This is a genomic window from Stenotrophomonas sp. RG-453, from assembly GCF_033843685.1.
Taxonomy (GTDB): Bacteria; Pseudomonadota; Gammaproteobacteria; order Xanthomonadales; family Xanthomonadaceae; genus Stenotrophomonas; species Stenotrophomonas bentonitica_A.
Window position 1 is genome coordinate 215,010 of record NZ_JAMYED010000005.1, and the last position, 15,956, is coordinate 230,965.

Consider the following 15,956-nt stretch of genomic DNA (forward strand, 5'->3'; position numbering starts at 1 on the left):
TCAGGGCTTGGCCGCCTGCTCGATGCGCTGTTCGATCGCACCGAAGATGCTCTCGCCGGCCGCGTCGAACATCTCGATCCGCACCACATCGCCGAAGGACATGAACGGCGTGCTCGGCTTGCCGTCGCGCAGGGTTTCCACCGTGCGCTGCTCGGCGAAGCAGGAGGCGCCCTTGCTGGTGTCTTCGTTGGCGATGGTGCCCGAACCGACGATCGCACCGGCGCCCAGCGGGCGGGTCTTGGCGGCGTGCGCGACCAGCTGGGCGAAGTTGAACTGCATGTCCACGCCGGCTTCCGGCGCGCCGAACCATTCCCCATTGATATGGGTGAGCAGCGGCAGGTGGACCTTGCTGTCCTGCCAGGCGTCACCCAGCTCATCGGGGGTGACGAACACCGGTGACAGCGCCGAGCGCGGCTTGGACTGCAGGAAACCGAAGCCCTTGGCCAGCTCGCCCGGGATCAGGTTGCGCAGCGAGACATCGTTGACCAGGCCGATCAGCTGGATATGGCCGGCAGCCTGCTCCGGCGTCACCGCCATCGGCACGTCGTCGGTGATCACCACCAGCTCGGCTTCCAGATCGATGCCGTACACCTCGCTGATCACCTTGACCGCGTCGCGCGGGCCGTAAAAACCGGCACTGGTGGCCTGGTACATCAGCGGGTCGGTATAGAAGCTCTCCGGCACTTCGGCGCCACGGGCGCGGCGCACGCGGGCCACGTGCGGCAGGTAGGCGCTGCCATCGACGAATTCATAGGCACGCGGCAGCGGCGCAGCCAGCGCCTGCAGGTCGATATCGAACACGCCGTCGGCGTCACCGTCGTTCAGCGATTCGTACAGGGCATTCAGGCGCGGGGCCAGGTGGCTCCAGTCTTCCAGGGCCTGCTGCAGGGTCGCGGCGATGCCGGTGGCGCGCACGCCCTGGCGCAGATCGCGCGAGACCACGATCAGGGTGCCGTCGCGGCCGCCTTCCTTCAAAGAACCAAGCTTCATGGGTGGATATCCGGGATCGCGAAAATAGGTTTCAAGTGTAATCAAATGCTTGGCGGACCGACCAGCTGCACCGCCGCATCGCCTTACCGTAATGCATTGCCTACGCGCAGGAGCAGCCCCGCATGGCGTGGCTCTACCGTTCCGCCCTCCTCCTCCCAAACTGAACAGGGGGGTTTGGTATGGGTCTCAAACATCCGTTAGACTATCCGGGTCTGCAGCGGCCGTCCGTTTCCCTTCGGGATCGCCGGCGATATGGATCAACGATCCGTCGCCCGCCCCCACTCCGACGCCATTCGTCATGCATTCCAGTCTTCGCACCGCGTCGACTGCACCCAATTCTCGCAGCGCGGTTCACGGGAACGCTCCGAGTCAGCCGATCACATTGATCTGCCTCGCGTCCGGCCATTCGGCCTGGCGTTACTTTGTCTTTGGAGCTTCCACCCGATGTCTTTTGAATCCTTGGGCCTTGCCCCGTTCCTGCTGCGCGCGTTGACCGAGCAGGGCTACGATACCCCCACGCCGATCCAGGAGCAGGCCATCCCGCTCGCCCTGGAAGGTCGCGACCTGCTGGCCGGCGCACAGACCGGTACCGGCAAGACCGCCGCCTTCGGCCTGCCGCTGCTGCAGCACCTGGGTACCAACCCGCAGGCCGTCAATGGCCCGCGCAAGCCGCGTGCACTGGTGCTCGCCCCCACCCGCGAACTGGCCACCCAGGTACATGACAGCCTGCGGGGCTACAGCAAGTACCTGCGCATCCCGAGCGCCTGCATCTACGGCGGCGTCGGCATGGGCAACCAGTTCGACGTGCTGCGCCGTGGCGTGGACCTGCTGGTCGCCTGCCCGGGCCGCCTGATCGATCACATCGAGCGTCGCAGCGTCGACCTGTCCGGCATCGAGATCCTGGTCCTGGACGAAGCCGACCGCATGCTCGACATGGGCTTCCTGCCGTCGATCAAGAAGATCCTCGCCAAGCTGCCGCGCCAGAACCGCCAGACCCTGCTGTTCTCGGCCACCTTCGAAGAGAGCATCAAGCAGCTGGCCCTGGAATTCATGCGCGATCCGGCGCAGATCCAGGTGACCCCGAAGAACACCGTCGCCGAGACCATCACCCACCGCGTGCATCCGGTCGATGGCGCGCGCAAGCGCGAACTGCTGCTGCACCTGCTGGCGCAGGACAGCCGTGAGCAGACCCTGGTGTTCGGCCGTACCAAGCATGGCTGCGACAAGCTGGCGATGTTCCTGGACAAGTCCGGCATCAAGACCGCGGCGATCCACGGCAACAAGAGCCAGGGCCAGCGCCTGCGTGCCCTGGGTGACTTCAAGGCCGGCCGCGTGACCGTGCTGGTGGCCACCGACATCGCCGCACGCGGTATCGACATCAACGAACTGCCGAAGGTCATCAACTACGACCTGCCGATGGTGGCCGAGGATTACGTGCACCGCATCGGCCGTACCGGCCGTAACGGTTCGACCGGCCAGGCGATTTCGCTGGTGGCCCAGGACGAAGCCAAGCTGCTGCGCCAGATCGTGCGCCTGCTCGACAAGGACATGGACATCCGCGACGTGCCGGGCTTCGAGCCGCAGACCCCGATCCGCTGGGGCAACAGTGCGCCGGGCAAGGCCGAAGTGCCGGGTGGCGATCGTTCGCCGCGCAAGCATGCGCGTCGTCCGCACAGCGAGGCCCCGCGCCACGCCCATGCCGGCCCGAAGAAGGCCGGTGGCGGCCAGCGTGATGGCGCCGGTCGCGGTGCACCGCGCGGTGGCCAGCCGCAGGGCCAGCGCCGTGGCGGTGCCGGTCGCAGCCAGGGTGGCGGCGGCGGTCGCGCCAGCTGATTCCTACGGGCATCGCTGAAACGCAAAAAGGGCGACGCATCTGCGTCGCCCTTTTTTTGTGTGTCTCGGGAGCCGGCCAGCGGCCGGCACTACCGGCCCGGTCGTTGGCGCCTGTCCGGCAGTGGCTCGGCGCCCCGACTCAGAAGCTGTAGGCCACCGTGATCCGCGCATTGCGGCCGGGCTCGCTGTAGCGGCCGATGCCCTCATCGTTGACGTAGCCGTACAGCGTGTTGGTGCCCTTGTTGATGTTGCGCACGCGCTGCCAGAGGTAGTACTCCTCATTGGTCAGGTTGTAGATACCGGCGCTGAGCTTCCACTGCGGGGTGACGTTCCAGGTGCCGTACAGATCCAGCACGGTGTAGCCATCGGCCTTGTCGACGAAGGCGGGCGTGATGACCTTGCCGGTGGCGTCGGTGGTGTAGGCGTCCTTCGCTTTCTTGGCCACGGCGTGGGTCACGCTGGCGGTGAGGTTCCACACCGGCGACGGCGCGTAGCGCACGCCCAGTACCGCACTGGCCGGCACGATGCTCTCCAGCGGGTCGCCGTTGCGCTTCTCGCCTTCGCTGTAGGAGGCCGCCAGGCGCGAGGACCAGGCGTCGCTGATCTGCCAGCGCCCTTCCAGCTCTACGCCCTTCACCGTCACTTCGCCCGCGTTGGTCGGCATCGTGTAGTTGCGCGAATACAGCACCGGGCCGGTGGCGGTGGTGCGGAAGCCGCCGGGTACCGACTGGACCAGGTTGGTGTACTCGATGAAGTTCTCGTAGCGGTCGCGGAACACCGACAGGCCCAGCTGCGCGTGATCGGTGCTCCAGCGGTAACCGAACTCCAGATTCAGGCTCTTCTCCGCCTCCAGGTCCGGGTTGGACACGGTGTCGTTGAGCAGCAGCGGCTGGCCGTTCTGCGCGTTGATGACCTGGGTGGCGCTGGTCGGCGAATACATGTCCGCCACGGTCGGTGCGCGGAAGCCACGACCCACCTGGGCCCACAGCGCGTGATCGGGCAGGAAGCGGTACTCGGCGCCCAGCTGCCAGCTCGGCGAAGCGAAGCTCACATCGCGCACGGTGCCGGTGCGGTCCACGAAAGTGGCATCCACCTGCGGTGAGTAATCGTAACGGTCGTAGCGCGCACCGGCGCTGAGCGTCAGCCGTTCGTCCAGCAGCTGCACGCTGTCGCGCAGGTACAGGTTCCAGGCAGTCACGTCGGTCTTGGGCACCTGCCGCGGGTCGATCTCCACCGAGGCGACCGCGCCGGCCGCATTCCAGCGCGTATCAACCGCAGTGAAATCGATGTCGCGCTGCTGCCAGGCCAGGCCGTAGACCACGTCATGGCGCGCGCCGGCAGTGGCGAAGACCTTGCTGAAGTCGGCCGCGGCGCGGTCCAGGGTCTGCTTGGTCGAGCGGTTCTCGCTGCGCAGGCATGGCGTCGTGCCGCCGGGGCAACCGCTGCCGGCCACGATGGTGGTGATGCCACGGCTGTCGGTGACCTGGCGGTCCAGCTGTGCATCCAGCGTATCGAACAGCGCGTTGTCAGCGCGCCACTGGTAGTTCACCCCGTAGCGGTCACGGTCGTTGGTGTCATGGCCTTTGCGCGACAGGTAACCCGGCGCGTAGACGCGCGAGAGGTTGTCCACGTCGTTGGTGGCGCGGCCACGCTCGTAGAGGAAGCCCAGCGTGTTGGCCTCGTCAAGCTGCAGGTCGAGCTTGCCCAGCAGGTTGTCGCGGGTGCTGTCCACCGGATCCGGTGTGCGGCGACCGACCCCGATGCGGTCGTTGGTGGTGTCATACCACGACTCGGATTCATGGCCTTCGCGGCGGGTGTAGACCAGCATCGATTCGACGATGCCGGTACGGTTGGCAAAGGTCAGCGTGCCCATGGTTTCGTCATTGGCACCCGAGTAACCCGCCTTGAAGCCCAGGTGGGTGTCGTTGCCGGTGCGCGTGAGGTAGTCGGCCGGGTCCTTGGTGGTGAACACCACCGCACCCCCCAGCGCACCGCTGCCGGCGCTGATCGAGTCGGCGCCCTTGATCACGGCCAGGCTTTTGAGGGTATCGATGTCCACATCGCCGCGGCCACCGCGGAAGAACTCGTAGGAACGCGCGGTTTCCACCGATTCGCCCAGGCTCAGACCATCGACGGTGATCGCGACGCGGTCGCTTTCCAGGCCGCGGATATTGAAGCCGTTGTCGCCGAAGCGGCCCATGTCCACGATGCTGACACCGGGGATGTAGCGGATCGCTTCTTCCATCGTGTTGGCCATCTCGTTGTCGAGATCGGCCGCGGTAAGGACGGTGACGTTCTGGTTGGTCGAACGGGTTTTCTTGGCGCGCTCGGCCTGCACGCGCACGGTATCGAGCGTGCTGGCATCGGCAGCGGTTTCAGCATGCACGGTGACGGAAAGGCTGGCGCCAACCGCCAGCGCCAGCAGGGTGAGGGACGACTTCATGATCAAGCTCCGCAGGAGGGGAAGGAAATGGCGTGAGGCCGCGGTGGCGGCGGGCCGTTCCTGGCTGCGGCGATCGGTGGATCGAGCGGGGCTGGGGGGCAAGGGCGCGCAGGGGGCGCGCGCCGGGTTCATCCGTGGGTGCAGGCGTGCGACGTGCAGGGCACGTCCCGGCCGCTAGCGGTTGCCGTTGGCCGAATGCGCGCCGGCGACCGGCTCGGGATCGCGTGCATCGACGACGCCGTCGCCATTGCTGTCGGCGCGGTCGAACATGCGCTTGCCCGAGAGCTGGTACTCGGCAAAGGTCATGCGGCCATCGGTGTCGTTGTCCAGCGAGGCGAAGCGCACGCGGGCCTGGCGCGCGGCATCGGCACGGACACGCTGGCGCTGCTGCTCCAGGCGGCCGCTGAACTCGGCGGTGTATTCGGCCAGCGACAGCGTACCGTTGCCGTCGGCATCGGTGGCGGCGAAGCCCGCGGCACGCACTGCGTCGAACTCTTCGCGACCCACCGCGCCATCCTGGTTGCGGTCGTACAGCTCCAGCATGCCGTTGGCGGTGTGCGAGGTCGGCATCTTCAGCGGATCGCGCGAAGACGCTCCGGCGGTCTCCTGCGAGGCGTTCTGCGACGTCTCGTAGCCGGCCCAGGTGCGTTCGCCGGCGGCATCGTACTCGGCGCGGCTGATCGCCCCGTTTCCGTCGCGATCCAGTGCCTTGAAACGGGTGTCGGTCTGGCGCAGGTGGCCAGCGCGCGCGTCGGCCAGGCGCACATCGAAGCGCTGCAGGTACTCATCGACGTATTCCTGTTCGTCAACGTGGCCGTCCTGGTTGCGGTCGGTGTCGGTGTAACGCTGCTTGCGGAAGGCCTCGAACTGGGCCCAGCTGACGCTGTCGGTCCCTTCGGTGGCGAACTGCGCCAGGAAGGCGGCCGCGGTCGGGGACACAGGGGGGGCCTTGGTGGCCGGTTGTGCATGGGCGGCCGGCGCCAGCACCAGTGCCAGCAGGGCCGCGGTGAGCGGGACGATCTTCATGGTGGTTCCCCTGGAGAAAGGACGGTTACGGTTCGACAACGTGGACGCGCAGCGATCAGGTGGGCGGCTTCTCGCGGAAACAGCCGGGCGATCCCGGCGGGCGCCATCCTATTCTTATTGCGAATGATTCGCAATACGGAATTTTCACATGGGGTGTGATGGTGTCCAGCAACCGAAAACAGCCGACGTTGGTCGGCTGTGTCGGACACATAGGGGGGGAGGCCGGCGTGTCACCCCGGGTGTGGTCGGGAGCCGGCCAGCGGCCGGCACTACCGCTGCCGAAGGCGTCAGCCGCGCGGCTTGGTCGGGTTGAGCTGGTTGCCGAAGAAGATCGCGTTCAACAGCAGGCGCTCGGTGCCGTGCCAGTACTTGCGATGCGCCGGGTCATCGGCGAACAGCACCACGTTGCCCTGCCCCTGCGGCGAGACCAGCAGCCAGGCCGCACCAGCGACGCGGCTGCGGTTGCGCTCGGACAGATACCCGTTGACCTTGGGCGCTTCGTCGATGCGTACCACCGTGGAGAACGGGTTGCGGCTGGGCTGGAAGCTCAGGCCGTTTTCCTTGTTCACCGCCAGCTGCCGGCGCGGCACGCCGAAGCCCAGCGGATGCGTGGTGTCAACGTCGGCGCTGAGGATGTTGCCGCTCACGCGTTCGATCGCGGCGATGTCGCGCTGATCGCCAAAGGCGCGTCGTGCCGCCTCCGGTTCCTTCTCCTCCGGCCCCAGCACTTCGTCGCTGAGCTTCTGCTCGATCGCCCAGCGCGCGGCGGTGCCATAGGTGATCAACGTGCCGCCAGCATTGATCCAGCGCTTGAGCGCGGCCACGGCGGTGGCATCGACGCCACCGTAGGTGCCCCCGGCCAGGACAATCGTGGTGTAGCGATCCAGAGCGACCTTGCCGAGCTGGGCCGGATCGATCTTGCTGGCCGGCAGTTGCAGGTGCTGATCAAGCAGGAACCAGGCCGAGCCGATCTCGGTGGCACTCACGCCCTCGCCCATCACCAGCGCGACCGCCGGCTTGCGCAGTGCCTTGAGACTGTCGCTGCCCAGATCGATACCCCCACGGCTCTGCCCACTGGACAGCGCCTGGATATGCACGCCACTGCTGCGTGCGGCCGTGTCGACCGCCGCAAGCAGTTCGGCACCGGCCAGCGGCTGGCCCGCCACCGGCACCACCACGCTGCCGTAGCCGAACGACGGCTCGCCCTGCGCGGTGGCTGCCGTGAACGGCTGGAAGGCCGCGCGGGTCAGCAGGCCCTTGGCCTGCAGCGCGTACAGCGCGCGGCTGGCGTTGTAATCGCGCCAGTCAAACACGTAGGCATAGCCCGCCTGGCCACCGACCACGCCGCCGTTCGCGTCCGGCACGCTGGCCACGCGCTCGCCACCGGCAATCCGACTGCGGCTGGCGGCGAATGCGACGCCGTAGGCTGGTGCGATCGCATAGGAGGTGCTGCCGTAGAACACATCGCCCTTGATCGGCGGGGTGTCGGCGAAGATCGAATGGACGAGGCGGAACTGCGGCTGCGCGGCCTGGACCACGTAGGCGCTGCCCGGCTCGAAGCGTTGGCCGTCCACCGTCACCGGGGCGCTCAATGCCTGCACGGCGATCTGGTGCTGCAGCAGCAGATCCAGCAGGCGCCGGGTCAGGCCCGGATCGGCCGCGTCGCCGAACACGAACGACTTCACCGGCTGCTGGTTGGCCTGCTTCAGGGCCGACTGGAAGAAATCCTTCTGCAGCTTCAGCAGCCCGTCGCGCTCGGTGACCGCGCCGCGCACGGTGCCCAGGCCGGTGGCCACCTGGTTGCGGATGGTGAAGCCGAAGGTCAGCAGGCCGTTGACCGATTCCTGCACGCGGCCGCGCGAGCTGGCCTGCTCCACGGTCACCCCCACCGCACCGTGGAAGTCCGGGTAGGTCGAGCCATAGACCGGCGAGAAATTATCGAAGTTCTCCCCGGTGTAGTACAGCGAGCCCAGTGCATCCAGCGACTGTGCGTGGTACTTGGCCAGGGTCTTGTTGAACGCATACGACGAGGCCGGGATGAGCGGGCTGTGCATGCTGGCCGGCGACGGTTCGAAGTAGTAGGTGCTGTCCTTGCCCATCTCGTGGAAATCGATCTGGACGTTGGGATACCACTGGTGGAAGTAGGCGATCTTCGGCCGCGTGTCCTGCTGGGTCAGCGCCAGCCAGTCGCGGTTGAGGTCGGTGAAGTAGTGATTGGTGCGGCCCTGCGGGAACGGTTCGACATGTTCCTTGTCGGCCGGATCGGCCGAGGCCGGCGAGGACGCATACGCGTTGTGCCAGCTCGCCGCGCGGTCGCGCCCGTCCGGGTTCTGCGCCGGATCGAACAGCACCACCGCCTGCTGCAGCCACTGCGCGGTTTCCGCACTGCGGTTGGCGACCAGGTAGTAGGCGGTCAGCATCGCGGCTTCACCGCTGGAGGTTTCATTGCCGTGCACGCTGTAGCCCAGCCACACCACCACCGGGCTGCTGCCGGCGGCCGAGAGCGGCTGCGCCGGATCGGCCAGGGTGACGTGCTGGCGCCGCAGCGCCTCCAGGTTCTGCAGGTTCTGTGCCGAGGTCACCGTGGCGATCAGCAGCGGGCGGCCCTCGTAACTGCGGCCGATCTCTTCGACCTTGATCTCGTCCGAGTGTTTGGCCAGTTCGTTGAAGTAGGCCACCAGCTGGTCGTGCCGCGTGTAGCGGCTGCCGATCTCATAGCCGAGGAACTGCTGCGGGGTGGGAATGGACGGATCGAACTCGCCGCCCTGCGGGAAGAAGTACGCGCTCTGCGCGAACGCTGGCGCGGCCAGCAACCACAACGCGCCCATCAGCCAGGTGATGGGACGTGACACGACACGATGCAAAGACACAGCAGTTCCCCATGAAGCGGGCCGGCATCTCCGCCGGCCCCGTTGGATGCGCACGCTCCGGTGCAGCCAGGTGCCGGGCCGGCGCAAAGGCAACCGGCCCGCAGGTTCAGAAGCGGTAGTCGAAGCCGACCGTGAAGTAGCGGCCGCGCAGATCGTACTGACTGAAGTCGTACGGCGCGCGGATACCCGGGAACGAGGCGTCGTACGGCGGTTCCTCATCGGCCAGGTTCTGGATCTTCGCGTACAGGGTCAGCTTGTCGATGCCGGTGTAGCCCAGGTACAGGTCGAACTGGTTGTAGGCATCCACGCGGTCCTGCACGGCGGTGGCCGCGGCGCTGGCCTTCTGGTCGTAGCCGCTGGTGTAGTACCAGGTCAGCGCGGTGCGGAAATCGCCATAGCTCCAATCGAAGGTGGTGGTCGCCTTGTTCTTGGGCAGGGTGGCGCCGAGGTTGCTGCCGGCGTAATCCACCAGCGGACCACCGACCACGGTGGGGCGGCTGTAGTCGCGCACGTGGGTGAAGGCGGTGCTCAGGCCGAAGTCGCCGGCACGCTCGGTGGGGAAGCGCTGGCGCAGTTCGACATCGAAGCCGGAGGTCTTCAGCTCGCTCAGGTTCTGATAGCGGTTGTAGACCGCCAGCAGCTTGCCACGCTCATCGCGCAGCACCGCGCCGGGCACGTCATCGGTGACCAGAGTCTGGGTGTTGTTGGTGCCTACCAGGTTTTCCAGCTCGATGCGGTAGTAGTCCACGCTCAGGCTGGTGTTGGACCACGGCGAAAGCACGATGCCGGCATTGAAGCTCTTGGTACGCTCCGGCTTGAGGTCGTTGTTGCCCACGGTGAAGAAGGTCGGGTTCTGCCGCGAGCCCGGCACATCCGGATCGCGCGGATCGATCACGCTGCCGTAGGCGATGCTGGTGCTGTTGGAATTCTCCGACAGCGACGGCGCACGGAAGCCCTTGGAGGCGGCCGCGCGCACCAGCAGGATGTCCCACGGCTGCCAGCGCAGGCTCAGCTTGGGCGAGAAGGCATCGCCAAAATCGCTGTAATGATCGGCGCGCGCAGCGGCCTGCAGCTCCAGGCGCTCGGCCAGCGGCACGTTCACTTCGGCATAGGCCGCGGTCACCTTGCGCTCACCGTGCACCTCGGCGATCGCCGGGCGGATCTGCAGGCCCGCATCGATCTGCCAGGGATTGTTGGAATCGAGTTTCTCGCGGCGCCACTCGGCACCGGCGGCAAAGCCGATCTCGCCGGCCCAGGTGTGGCCCAGCGCACCGGAGATCTTGGCATCCACGCCCTGCAGCACCGACTCGGCCGGGCGCAGCGTGCTGATGTTGATCGCGTTGAGCACGTCCTGCGGGGTGGCCGCGGGATTGAGCAGGTTGTAGCTGCCGGTGGCCAGCGCATCGGCCAGCGCATAGCGGTTGGCAAAGCCGCCGGAGACGGTCTCGCTCTCACTGCTGCGCGCACCGAATGCACCCACTTCCCAGTCCCAGTTCTGCAGGCTGCCGCGCAGCCCGACCAGGCCGCGGTAGGCCTGCGAGCGGTTGGTCTTGATGGTCGCACCGAGGTTGAAGAAGGTGTACTCGATCGGCACGGCGCGGCCGTAGGGGTTGTACGGGCTGCTCGCCGGCAGATTGGAGGAGACCGGCTCGGCCAGCCCGGTATCGGCGTTGAGCGCGAAGCGGCCGCTTTCCAGGGTGAAGAACGGGCTGCTGCCGAACCAGGAGACGCCCTTGATGTCGCTGTAGAGCACTTCACCGAAGGCTTCGACGTTGTCATTCACCCGGAAGGTGCCGTTGACGTAGGCCTGGTAACGCTTGGTCGAGGGGATCAGCGTGGTGTACGGCGCCTGGTTGAAGCCGCAGGTGTTGCCGGCCAGGCCATCGATCGGCGCGCTGGCGACCAGGGTGGTGCCCTCCGGGCAGTTGCCGTTGGCATCGAGCATCGGCACCGAGGTGCCGTTGACCAGATACCGCGCGCCCTTGGCCGACCAGCCGTTCCAGCGGCCGCCGGGCTTGTCGGTGTAGATGCCCGACTTGGTCAGGTCGCGCTGGTCCTGGTCCAGGCGCTCACGGTTGTAGCCTTCCAGGCTGACCAGGATGTTGTAGCCATCCGTGTCCAGATCACCGATGCCGCCGATGAACTTCAGGTTCTGCTCGTCCAACCCGCCCTGGTCGGCGGTGCCGAGGCTGCCACCGAGTTCGGCGCCCTGGAAATTCTGCCGGGTGATGATGTTGACCACGCCGGCCACCGCGTCCGAGCCGTACACCGCCGAGGCGCCGTCCTTGAGCACTTCGATGCGTTCCACGGCCACCAGCGGCAGCGCGTTGAGGTTGACGAAGGTGTCCGACAGGCCGCCGGCCGGGAAGCCGTAGTTGGCCAGGCGACGGCCGTTGAGCAGCACCAGCGTGTTCTTCTGCGACAGGCCGCGCAGGCCGATGCCGGCCGAACCGGAGGCCCAGCCGTTGTTGGTGGTCTCGTTGTTGGCGTTGCCGGTGTTGGCCGAGATCGAGCGCAGCAGGTCGGCGACGGTGGCCTTGCCGGTCTCCTCCAGCTGCTGGCGCTCGATCACCTGCACCGGGTTGGCCGACTCGGTATCGGTGCGCTTGATGTTGGACCCGGTGACCCGCACGGCGGCAAGGGTCTTGCTGTCGCCGGCGGCGGCGGCATCGGGGGCGGCGTCGGCAAACGCGGTCAAAGGCGTTGCCAGAGCGACGGACAGCGCCGCTACAAGAAGAGTGTGCTTGGGCATGAACTTCAGTGGGGTGGTGGACGACAAGTTCCGCAGTAGTCCATGCCTGGCTGAACCGCGGCCAATAACATCTCTTCATACGGATATAAGAGAAACTAACATCTCTTCATCCGGATGGAAATGTTTTCGTTAGCAACAATTAACGCCCGACCCCTGCTGGAGCCCCAGCCCACCGCTACAATGCGGCCATGGAAATCTTCAAAGTCTTTACCCTCGAGGCCGCTCACCACCTCCCCAACGTGCCGCCGGGCCACAAGTGCGCGCGCCTGCACGGCCACTCCTTCCGGGTGGAACTCAAAGTGGAAGGCGAGCCCGGCGAGCAGACCGGCTGGATCATGGATTTCGGCGACGTCAAAGCCGCTTTCCAGCCGATCTACGACCGTCTGGACCACCACTACCTCAACGACATCCCCGGCTTGGAGAACCCGACCAGCGAGCGCCTGGCGATGTGGATCTGGGACGAACTCAAGCCGGCCCTGCCCGAGCTGAGCGAAGTCACCGTGCACGAAACCTGCACCTCCGGCTGCCGCTACCGCGGCTGACCCGGCAGCGCGCGGTAGAGCCGACCGTTGGTCGGCTCCCACCCCATCATCATCGCACGCAAGCCTTCGCAACCCATTGATTGGAAACCGGTTCAACTAAAACCGGGCCACCACTGGCGATGGAATGTTGCAATGCAATATTTTCGGCGTATGCTGCATTGCATCAACGTTCTCGAGCCGTCCTGACCATGGCGTCCGCGTTCACCGATTCCTTCAGCGACTACACCCGCCAGCTGGCCGCCACGGCCACGCGTGCCAACCGGCTCGCGCTGGAAAATGCCGAAAGCATGTTCGGGGTGCAGTTGAAGACGCTGGAGAAGAACATCACCGCCACCAGCGGGTTCTTCGGTGAAATCGTGCAGTCACAGGATGCTGGCACGCTGCAGTTGCTGCTGCCCAAAGGCGCGCAACTGGCGCGTGACAACCTCGCCCGTTGGTCCAGCGCCAGCCAGGAAGTGGCCGGCATGGGGTTGAAGGCCTCCGAAGCCTTCAGCGAACTCGCCCGGCAGCCGTTCGCGGCCGCCACGCCCAGCGCAGGCAAGACCCGCGGCTGAGCCGGACAACATCGAATTTGCGTGGGTCCCTCCCCCCACGCAATCCCAGACCCGACAGAACCCTCCCTCTGTCGGGTCTTTTTTTTGGGCGCTGTTACCGCGCTGCCGGCAACGAGAACACGAACAACGCCCCTTCCCGGCTCTCCAGCAGGCGGATCTCACGCCCGTGCAGCTGCACGATGCGATGCACGATCAGCAGGCCCAGCCCACCGCTGTCCGGCCGCTGGCTGCTCAACGCCGGCATCGCGGTAAACAGGGTGGCGCGGCGTTCGGCGGCAATGCCCGGGCCGGTATCGGCCACGCTGACCTGCACCTGGCCATCGGCCGCGCGCAGGGTGACCGTGATGCGCCCGCCTTCCGGCGTATGGCGGATCGCGTTGTCGAGCAGGTTGGTTAGCACCCGCTCGATCAATGCCAGGTCCGCGATCACCGGCGGGATACCCGGCGGAATGTCGGCGCTGAGTGTCTGCCGGCGGGACTCGGCCGCCAGCTCGAATTTCTGGAACACATCCTGGATCAGATCCGGCAGCGAGAACGCCTGGCGGTCCAGTACGACACCGCCGTGTTCGAGCCGGGCCAGCTCGAACAACGCCTGGGCCAGGCGCCCGACCTTGTGGCTCTGCGACAGCGCGATCGAGAGATAGCGCTGGCGCTCGTCGGCGCCCAGCGTGGCGTCTTTGAGGGCCAGCGTTTCCAGATACCCGTGCAGCGAGGACAGCGGCGTGCGCAGGTCGTGGGAGATATTGGCCACCAGCTCGCGCCGCTGCAGGTCCTGTTGGCGCAACTGTTGCCATTGCTCGCCCAGGCGCTGGGCCATGTGACCAAAGCTGTGCTGCAGGATGGCCAGTTCATCGCGCTCGCCGCTGCGCAGCGGCGCCGGCGGCGGGGCGGCATCGGGAGTGGCGGCATCGACATCGAAGGACTGGATGCGCCGGGTCAGCTGGCGCAGCGGGCGGGTGACCCAACGGAACGCGACCAGGCCGGCCAGCAGGCCCACCACCGCGACGATCGCCAACGACCACAGCGTGGTGCGCAGCGTACTGTTTGCGGCGATGTTGGCCGCCAGTGCTTCTCGCTGTTCACCGACCAGCACCACGTAGATGTAGCCGGCCTGATGCCCCTGCACCCACAGCGGCGCCGCGTTGAACACCTTGCGGCCGGTGGCGCTGCGCGGGTCATCGCCGAGGATCGGCAGCGGCTCGTCGCGCAGCAGCGCCTTTACCGGTGCCAGATCGACCCGGCTGCGCTTGAGATGACCGTCCGGAGCATCGTGGCCGAGGATGCGGCCCTGGTCGTCGAGCAGGTATACCTCCACGCTCGGGTTGACCGCCATCAGCTTGCCGAACAGCGCGCGCACTTCGCCGTTGCGCATGCCGCGGCCATCCATCAACTCGCCACTGCGCGCGATGTGTTCGGCCAGCCCGCGCGAGAGGCGCTGTACGGTTTCCTGCTCATGCACCGTGGTGCTGCGCATCTGGATCCACACCAGCGCGCCACAGCACAACAGCAGCAGCGCGAAGAACACCGCGGACAGGCGCTGCGACAACGTGAGCCGGATCATGCGCCGCCCCCTTCGTTGCCATCGACCAGTTTGTAGCCCCGTCCCCAGACCGTCTGGATGCGCTGCGGATTGGCCGCATCGCGCTCGATCTTGTTGCGCAGCCGGTTGATGTGGGTGTTGACGGTGTGCTCGTAGCCGTCGTGCTGGTAGCCCCACACCTGGTTGAGCAGGTCCATGCGCGAATACACCTGGCCGGGATGACGGGCGAAGAAGTACAGCAGGTCGAACTCGCGCGGAGTCAACTCCAGCGGTCGTCCCTCCACCAGCGCCGTGCGGGCGACCGGGTCGATGCGCAGCCCGGCCACCTCGATCTCACCGGCATCGATGCGTGCGTTCTGGGCCATCGCTTCCACCCGGCGCAGCAGCGCTTTCACGCGTGCCACCAGTTCCAGCATCGAGAAGGGCTTGGCCAGGTAATCGTCTGCGCCCAGCTCCAGGCCGAGAATGCGGTGCACTTCACTGGCGCGCGCACTGGTGATGATGATCGGCGTGTAGCGCGTCATCGCACGGGCGCGCTTGCAGATCTCCAGGCCGTCCACACCGGGCAGCATCAGGTCCAGCACCAGCGCGCTCCACGGCTGCGCCTCCAGCAGGGCCAGGCCCTCGTCGCCGGTGGCGGCATGGGTGACCTCATAACCTTCATCGCGCAGGTGCATGCGCAGCAGGTTGGCGATGTGGACATCGTCTTCGACGATCAGGACGCGCTTGGCACTGCTCATCGGCTCAGGGGGCGGCAGGAGGGCATGGCGGCATTGTCGACGGATCGCGACCTGAATGTGTCACGGAAAATTTAACCCTGCGTGAGGATTCGTTGACCGGGCCGGGCGCAGCATGGCCGCATCGTCCCCGTGCCCGGAGATCGGCCATGCGTTACACACGTCGCAATGTGCTTGGAATGGGTGGCATGGCTGCCGCGGCCGGCCTGTTCGGACTGACCGCCTGCAGCGGGCCCGCCCCGGCAGCTCCCGCCGCGCCTGCGCGCCAGTTCGAGGTCATGCGCAGCGATGCGCAGTGGCGCGAGCAGCTCACCCCGGCCCAGTACAGCGTGCTGCGCCGGCAGGGCACCGAGCGGCCGTTCAGCAGCCCGCTCAACAAGGAACACCGGCGCGGCACCTTCACCTGTGCGGGGTGCGCGCTGCCGCTGTTCTCCTCCTCCACCAAGTTCGACAGCGGTACCGGCTGGCCCAGCTTCTGGGCGCCGCTGCACGATGCCGTCGGCGAAGACCGCGACACCACGCTGGGCATGGTCCGGGTCGAGGCGCACTGCCGGCGTTGCGGTGGCCACCTCGGCCACGTGTTCGACGATGGCCCGCGCCCGACCGGACTGCGCTATTGCATGAACGGCGTGGCCATGAATTTCGTCGCGGCCTGAGCGCCGCACTCCC

At 66.7% G+C, this 15,956-nt stretch carries 11 protein-coding genes; 4 read left to right on the forward strand and 7 right to left on the reverse strand.

Annotated features, from left to right (window positions below; all coding sequences use genetic code 11):
• Positions 1-990: a fumarylacetoacetate hydrolase family protein gene (locus NJD74_RS11650; RefSeq protein WP_102788975.1), complete on the reverse strand. Its 990-nt coding sequence runs from the start codon at positions 988-990 to the stop codon at positions 1-3.
• A gap of 444 nt (positions 991-1,434) precedes the next feature.
• Between NJD74_RS11650 and NJD74_RS11655 the strand changes: the two genes are divergently transcribed.
• A complete protein-coding gene (locus tag NJD74_RS11655; RefSeq protein WP_070426556.1) occupies positions 1,435-2,823 on the forward strand; it encodes a DEAD/DEAH box helicase in 1,389 nt (462 codons plus the stop codon).
• A gap of 139 nt (positions 2,824-2,962) precedes the next feature.
• Here the strand turns inward: NJD74_RS11655 and NJD74_RS11660 are convergent, their stop codons facing one another.
• From NJD74_RS11660 to NJD74_RS11675, 4 genes are all read right to left on the reverse strand, one after another.
• On the reverse strand, positions 2,963-5,266 hold the full coding sequence (locus NJD74_RS11660) for a TonB-dependent hemoglobin/transferrin/lactoferrin family receptor (protein ID WP_019182601.1): 2,304 nt from the start codon (positions 5,264-5,266) through the stop codon (positions 2,963-2,965).
• 174 nt (positions 5,267-5,440) lie between these two features.
• Positions 5,441-6,292, reverse strand: a complete 852-nt coding sequence (locus NJD74_RS11665) for a hypothetical protein (protein WP_102788974.1) — start codon at positions 6,290-6,292, stop codon at positions 5,441-5,443.
• Positions 6,293-6,579: 287 nt separating this feature from the next.
• Entirely contained in the window at positions 6,580-9,120 is a 2,541-nt protein-coding gene (locus NJD74_RS11670) for a M14 family zinc carboxypeptidase (RefSeq protein ID WP_102788973.1), read from the reverse strand.
• A gap of 148 nt (positions 9,121-9,268) precedes the next feature.
• Positions 9,269-11,914, reverse strand: coding sequence for a TonB-dependent receptor (locus NJD74_RS11675; RefSeq protein ID WP_102789032.1), 2,646 nt, complete (start codon positions 11,912-11,914; stop codon positions 9,269-9,271).
• A 188-nt stretch (positions 11,915-12,102) separates the two neighbouring features.
• On the opposite strand from NJD74_RS11675, the gene queD reads away from it, so the two are divergent.
• Both queD and NJD74_RS11685 read left to right on the forward strand, forming a co-directional pair.
• The gene (gene queD / locus NJD74_RS11680; RefSeq protein ID WP_019182605.1) at positions 12,103-12,456 is read left to right on the forward strand and encodes a 6-carboxytetrahydropterin synthase QueD; all 354 of its coding nucleotides are present in this window, start codon (positions 12,103-12,105) and stop codon (positions 12,454-12,456) included.
• Between the two features lie 188 nt (positions 12,457-12,644).
• The gene (locus tag NJD74_RS11685) at positions 12,645-13,010 is read left to right on the forward strand and encodes a phasin family protein (protein ID WP_102788972.1); all 366 of its coding nucleotides are present in this window, start codon (positions 12,645-12,647) and stop codon (positions 13,008-13,010) included.
• 94 nt (positions 13,011-13,104) lie between these two features.
• Here the strand turns inward: NJD74_RS11685 and NJD74_RS11690 are convergent, their stop codons facing one another.
• Positions 13,105-14,571, reverse strand: coding sequence for a HAMP domain-containing sensor histidine kinase (locus tag NJD74_RS11690; protein WP_046273818.1), 1,467 nt, complete (start codon positions 14,569-14,571; stop codon positions 13,105-13,107).
• Complete coding sequence (locus NJD74_RS11695; RefSeq protein ID WP_070471652.1) at positions 14,568-15,290, reverse strand: response regulator transcription factor; 723 nt, start codon at positions 15,288-15,290, stop codon at positions 14,568-14,570. The genes NJD74_RS11690 and NJD74_RS11695 overlap by 4 nt, the downstream gene beginning before the upstream one ends.
• 146 nt (positions 15,291-15,436) lie before the next feature.
• Here NJD74_RS11695 and msrB point away from each other — a divergent pair, with 146 nt between their 5' ends.
• On the forward strand, positions 15,437-15,943 hold the full coding sequence (msrB, locus tag NJD74_RS11700) for a peptide-methionine (R)-S-oxide reductase MsrB (protein ID WP_070471651.1): 507 nt from the start codon (positions 15,437-15,439) through the stop codon (positions 15,941-15,943).
• The last annotated feature ends 13 nt before the right edge of the window (positions 15,944-15,956 follow it).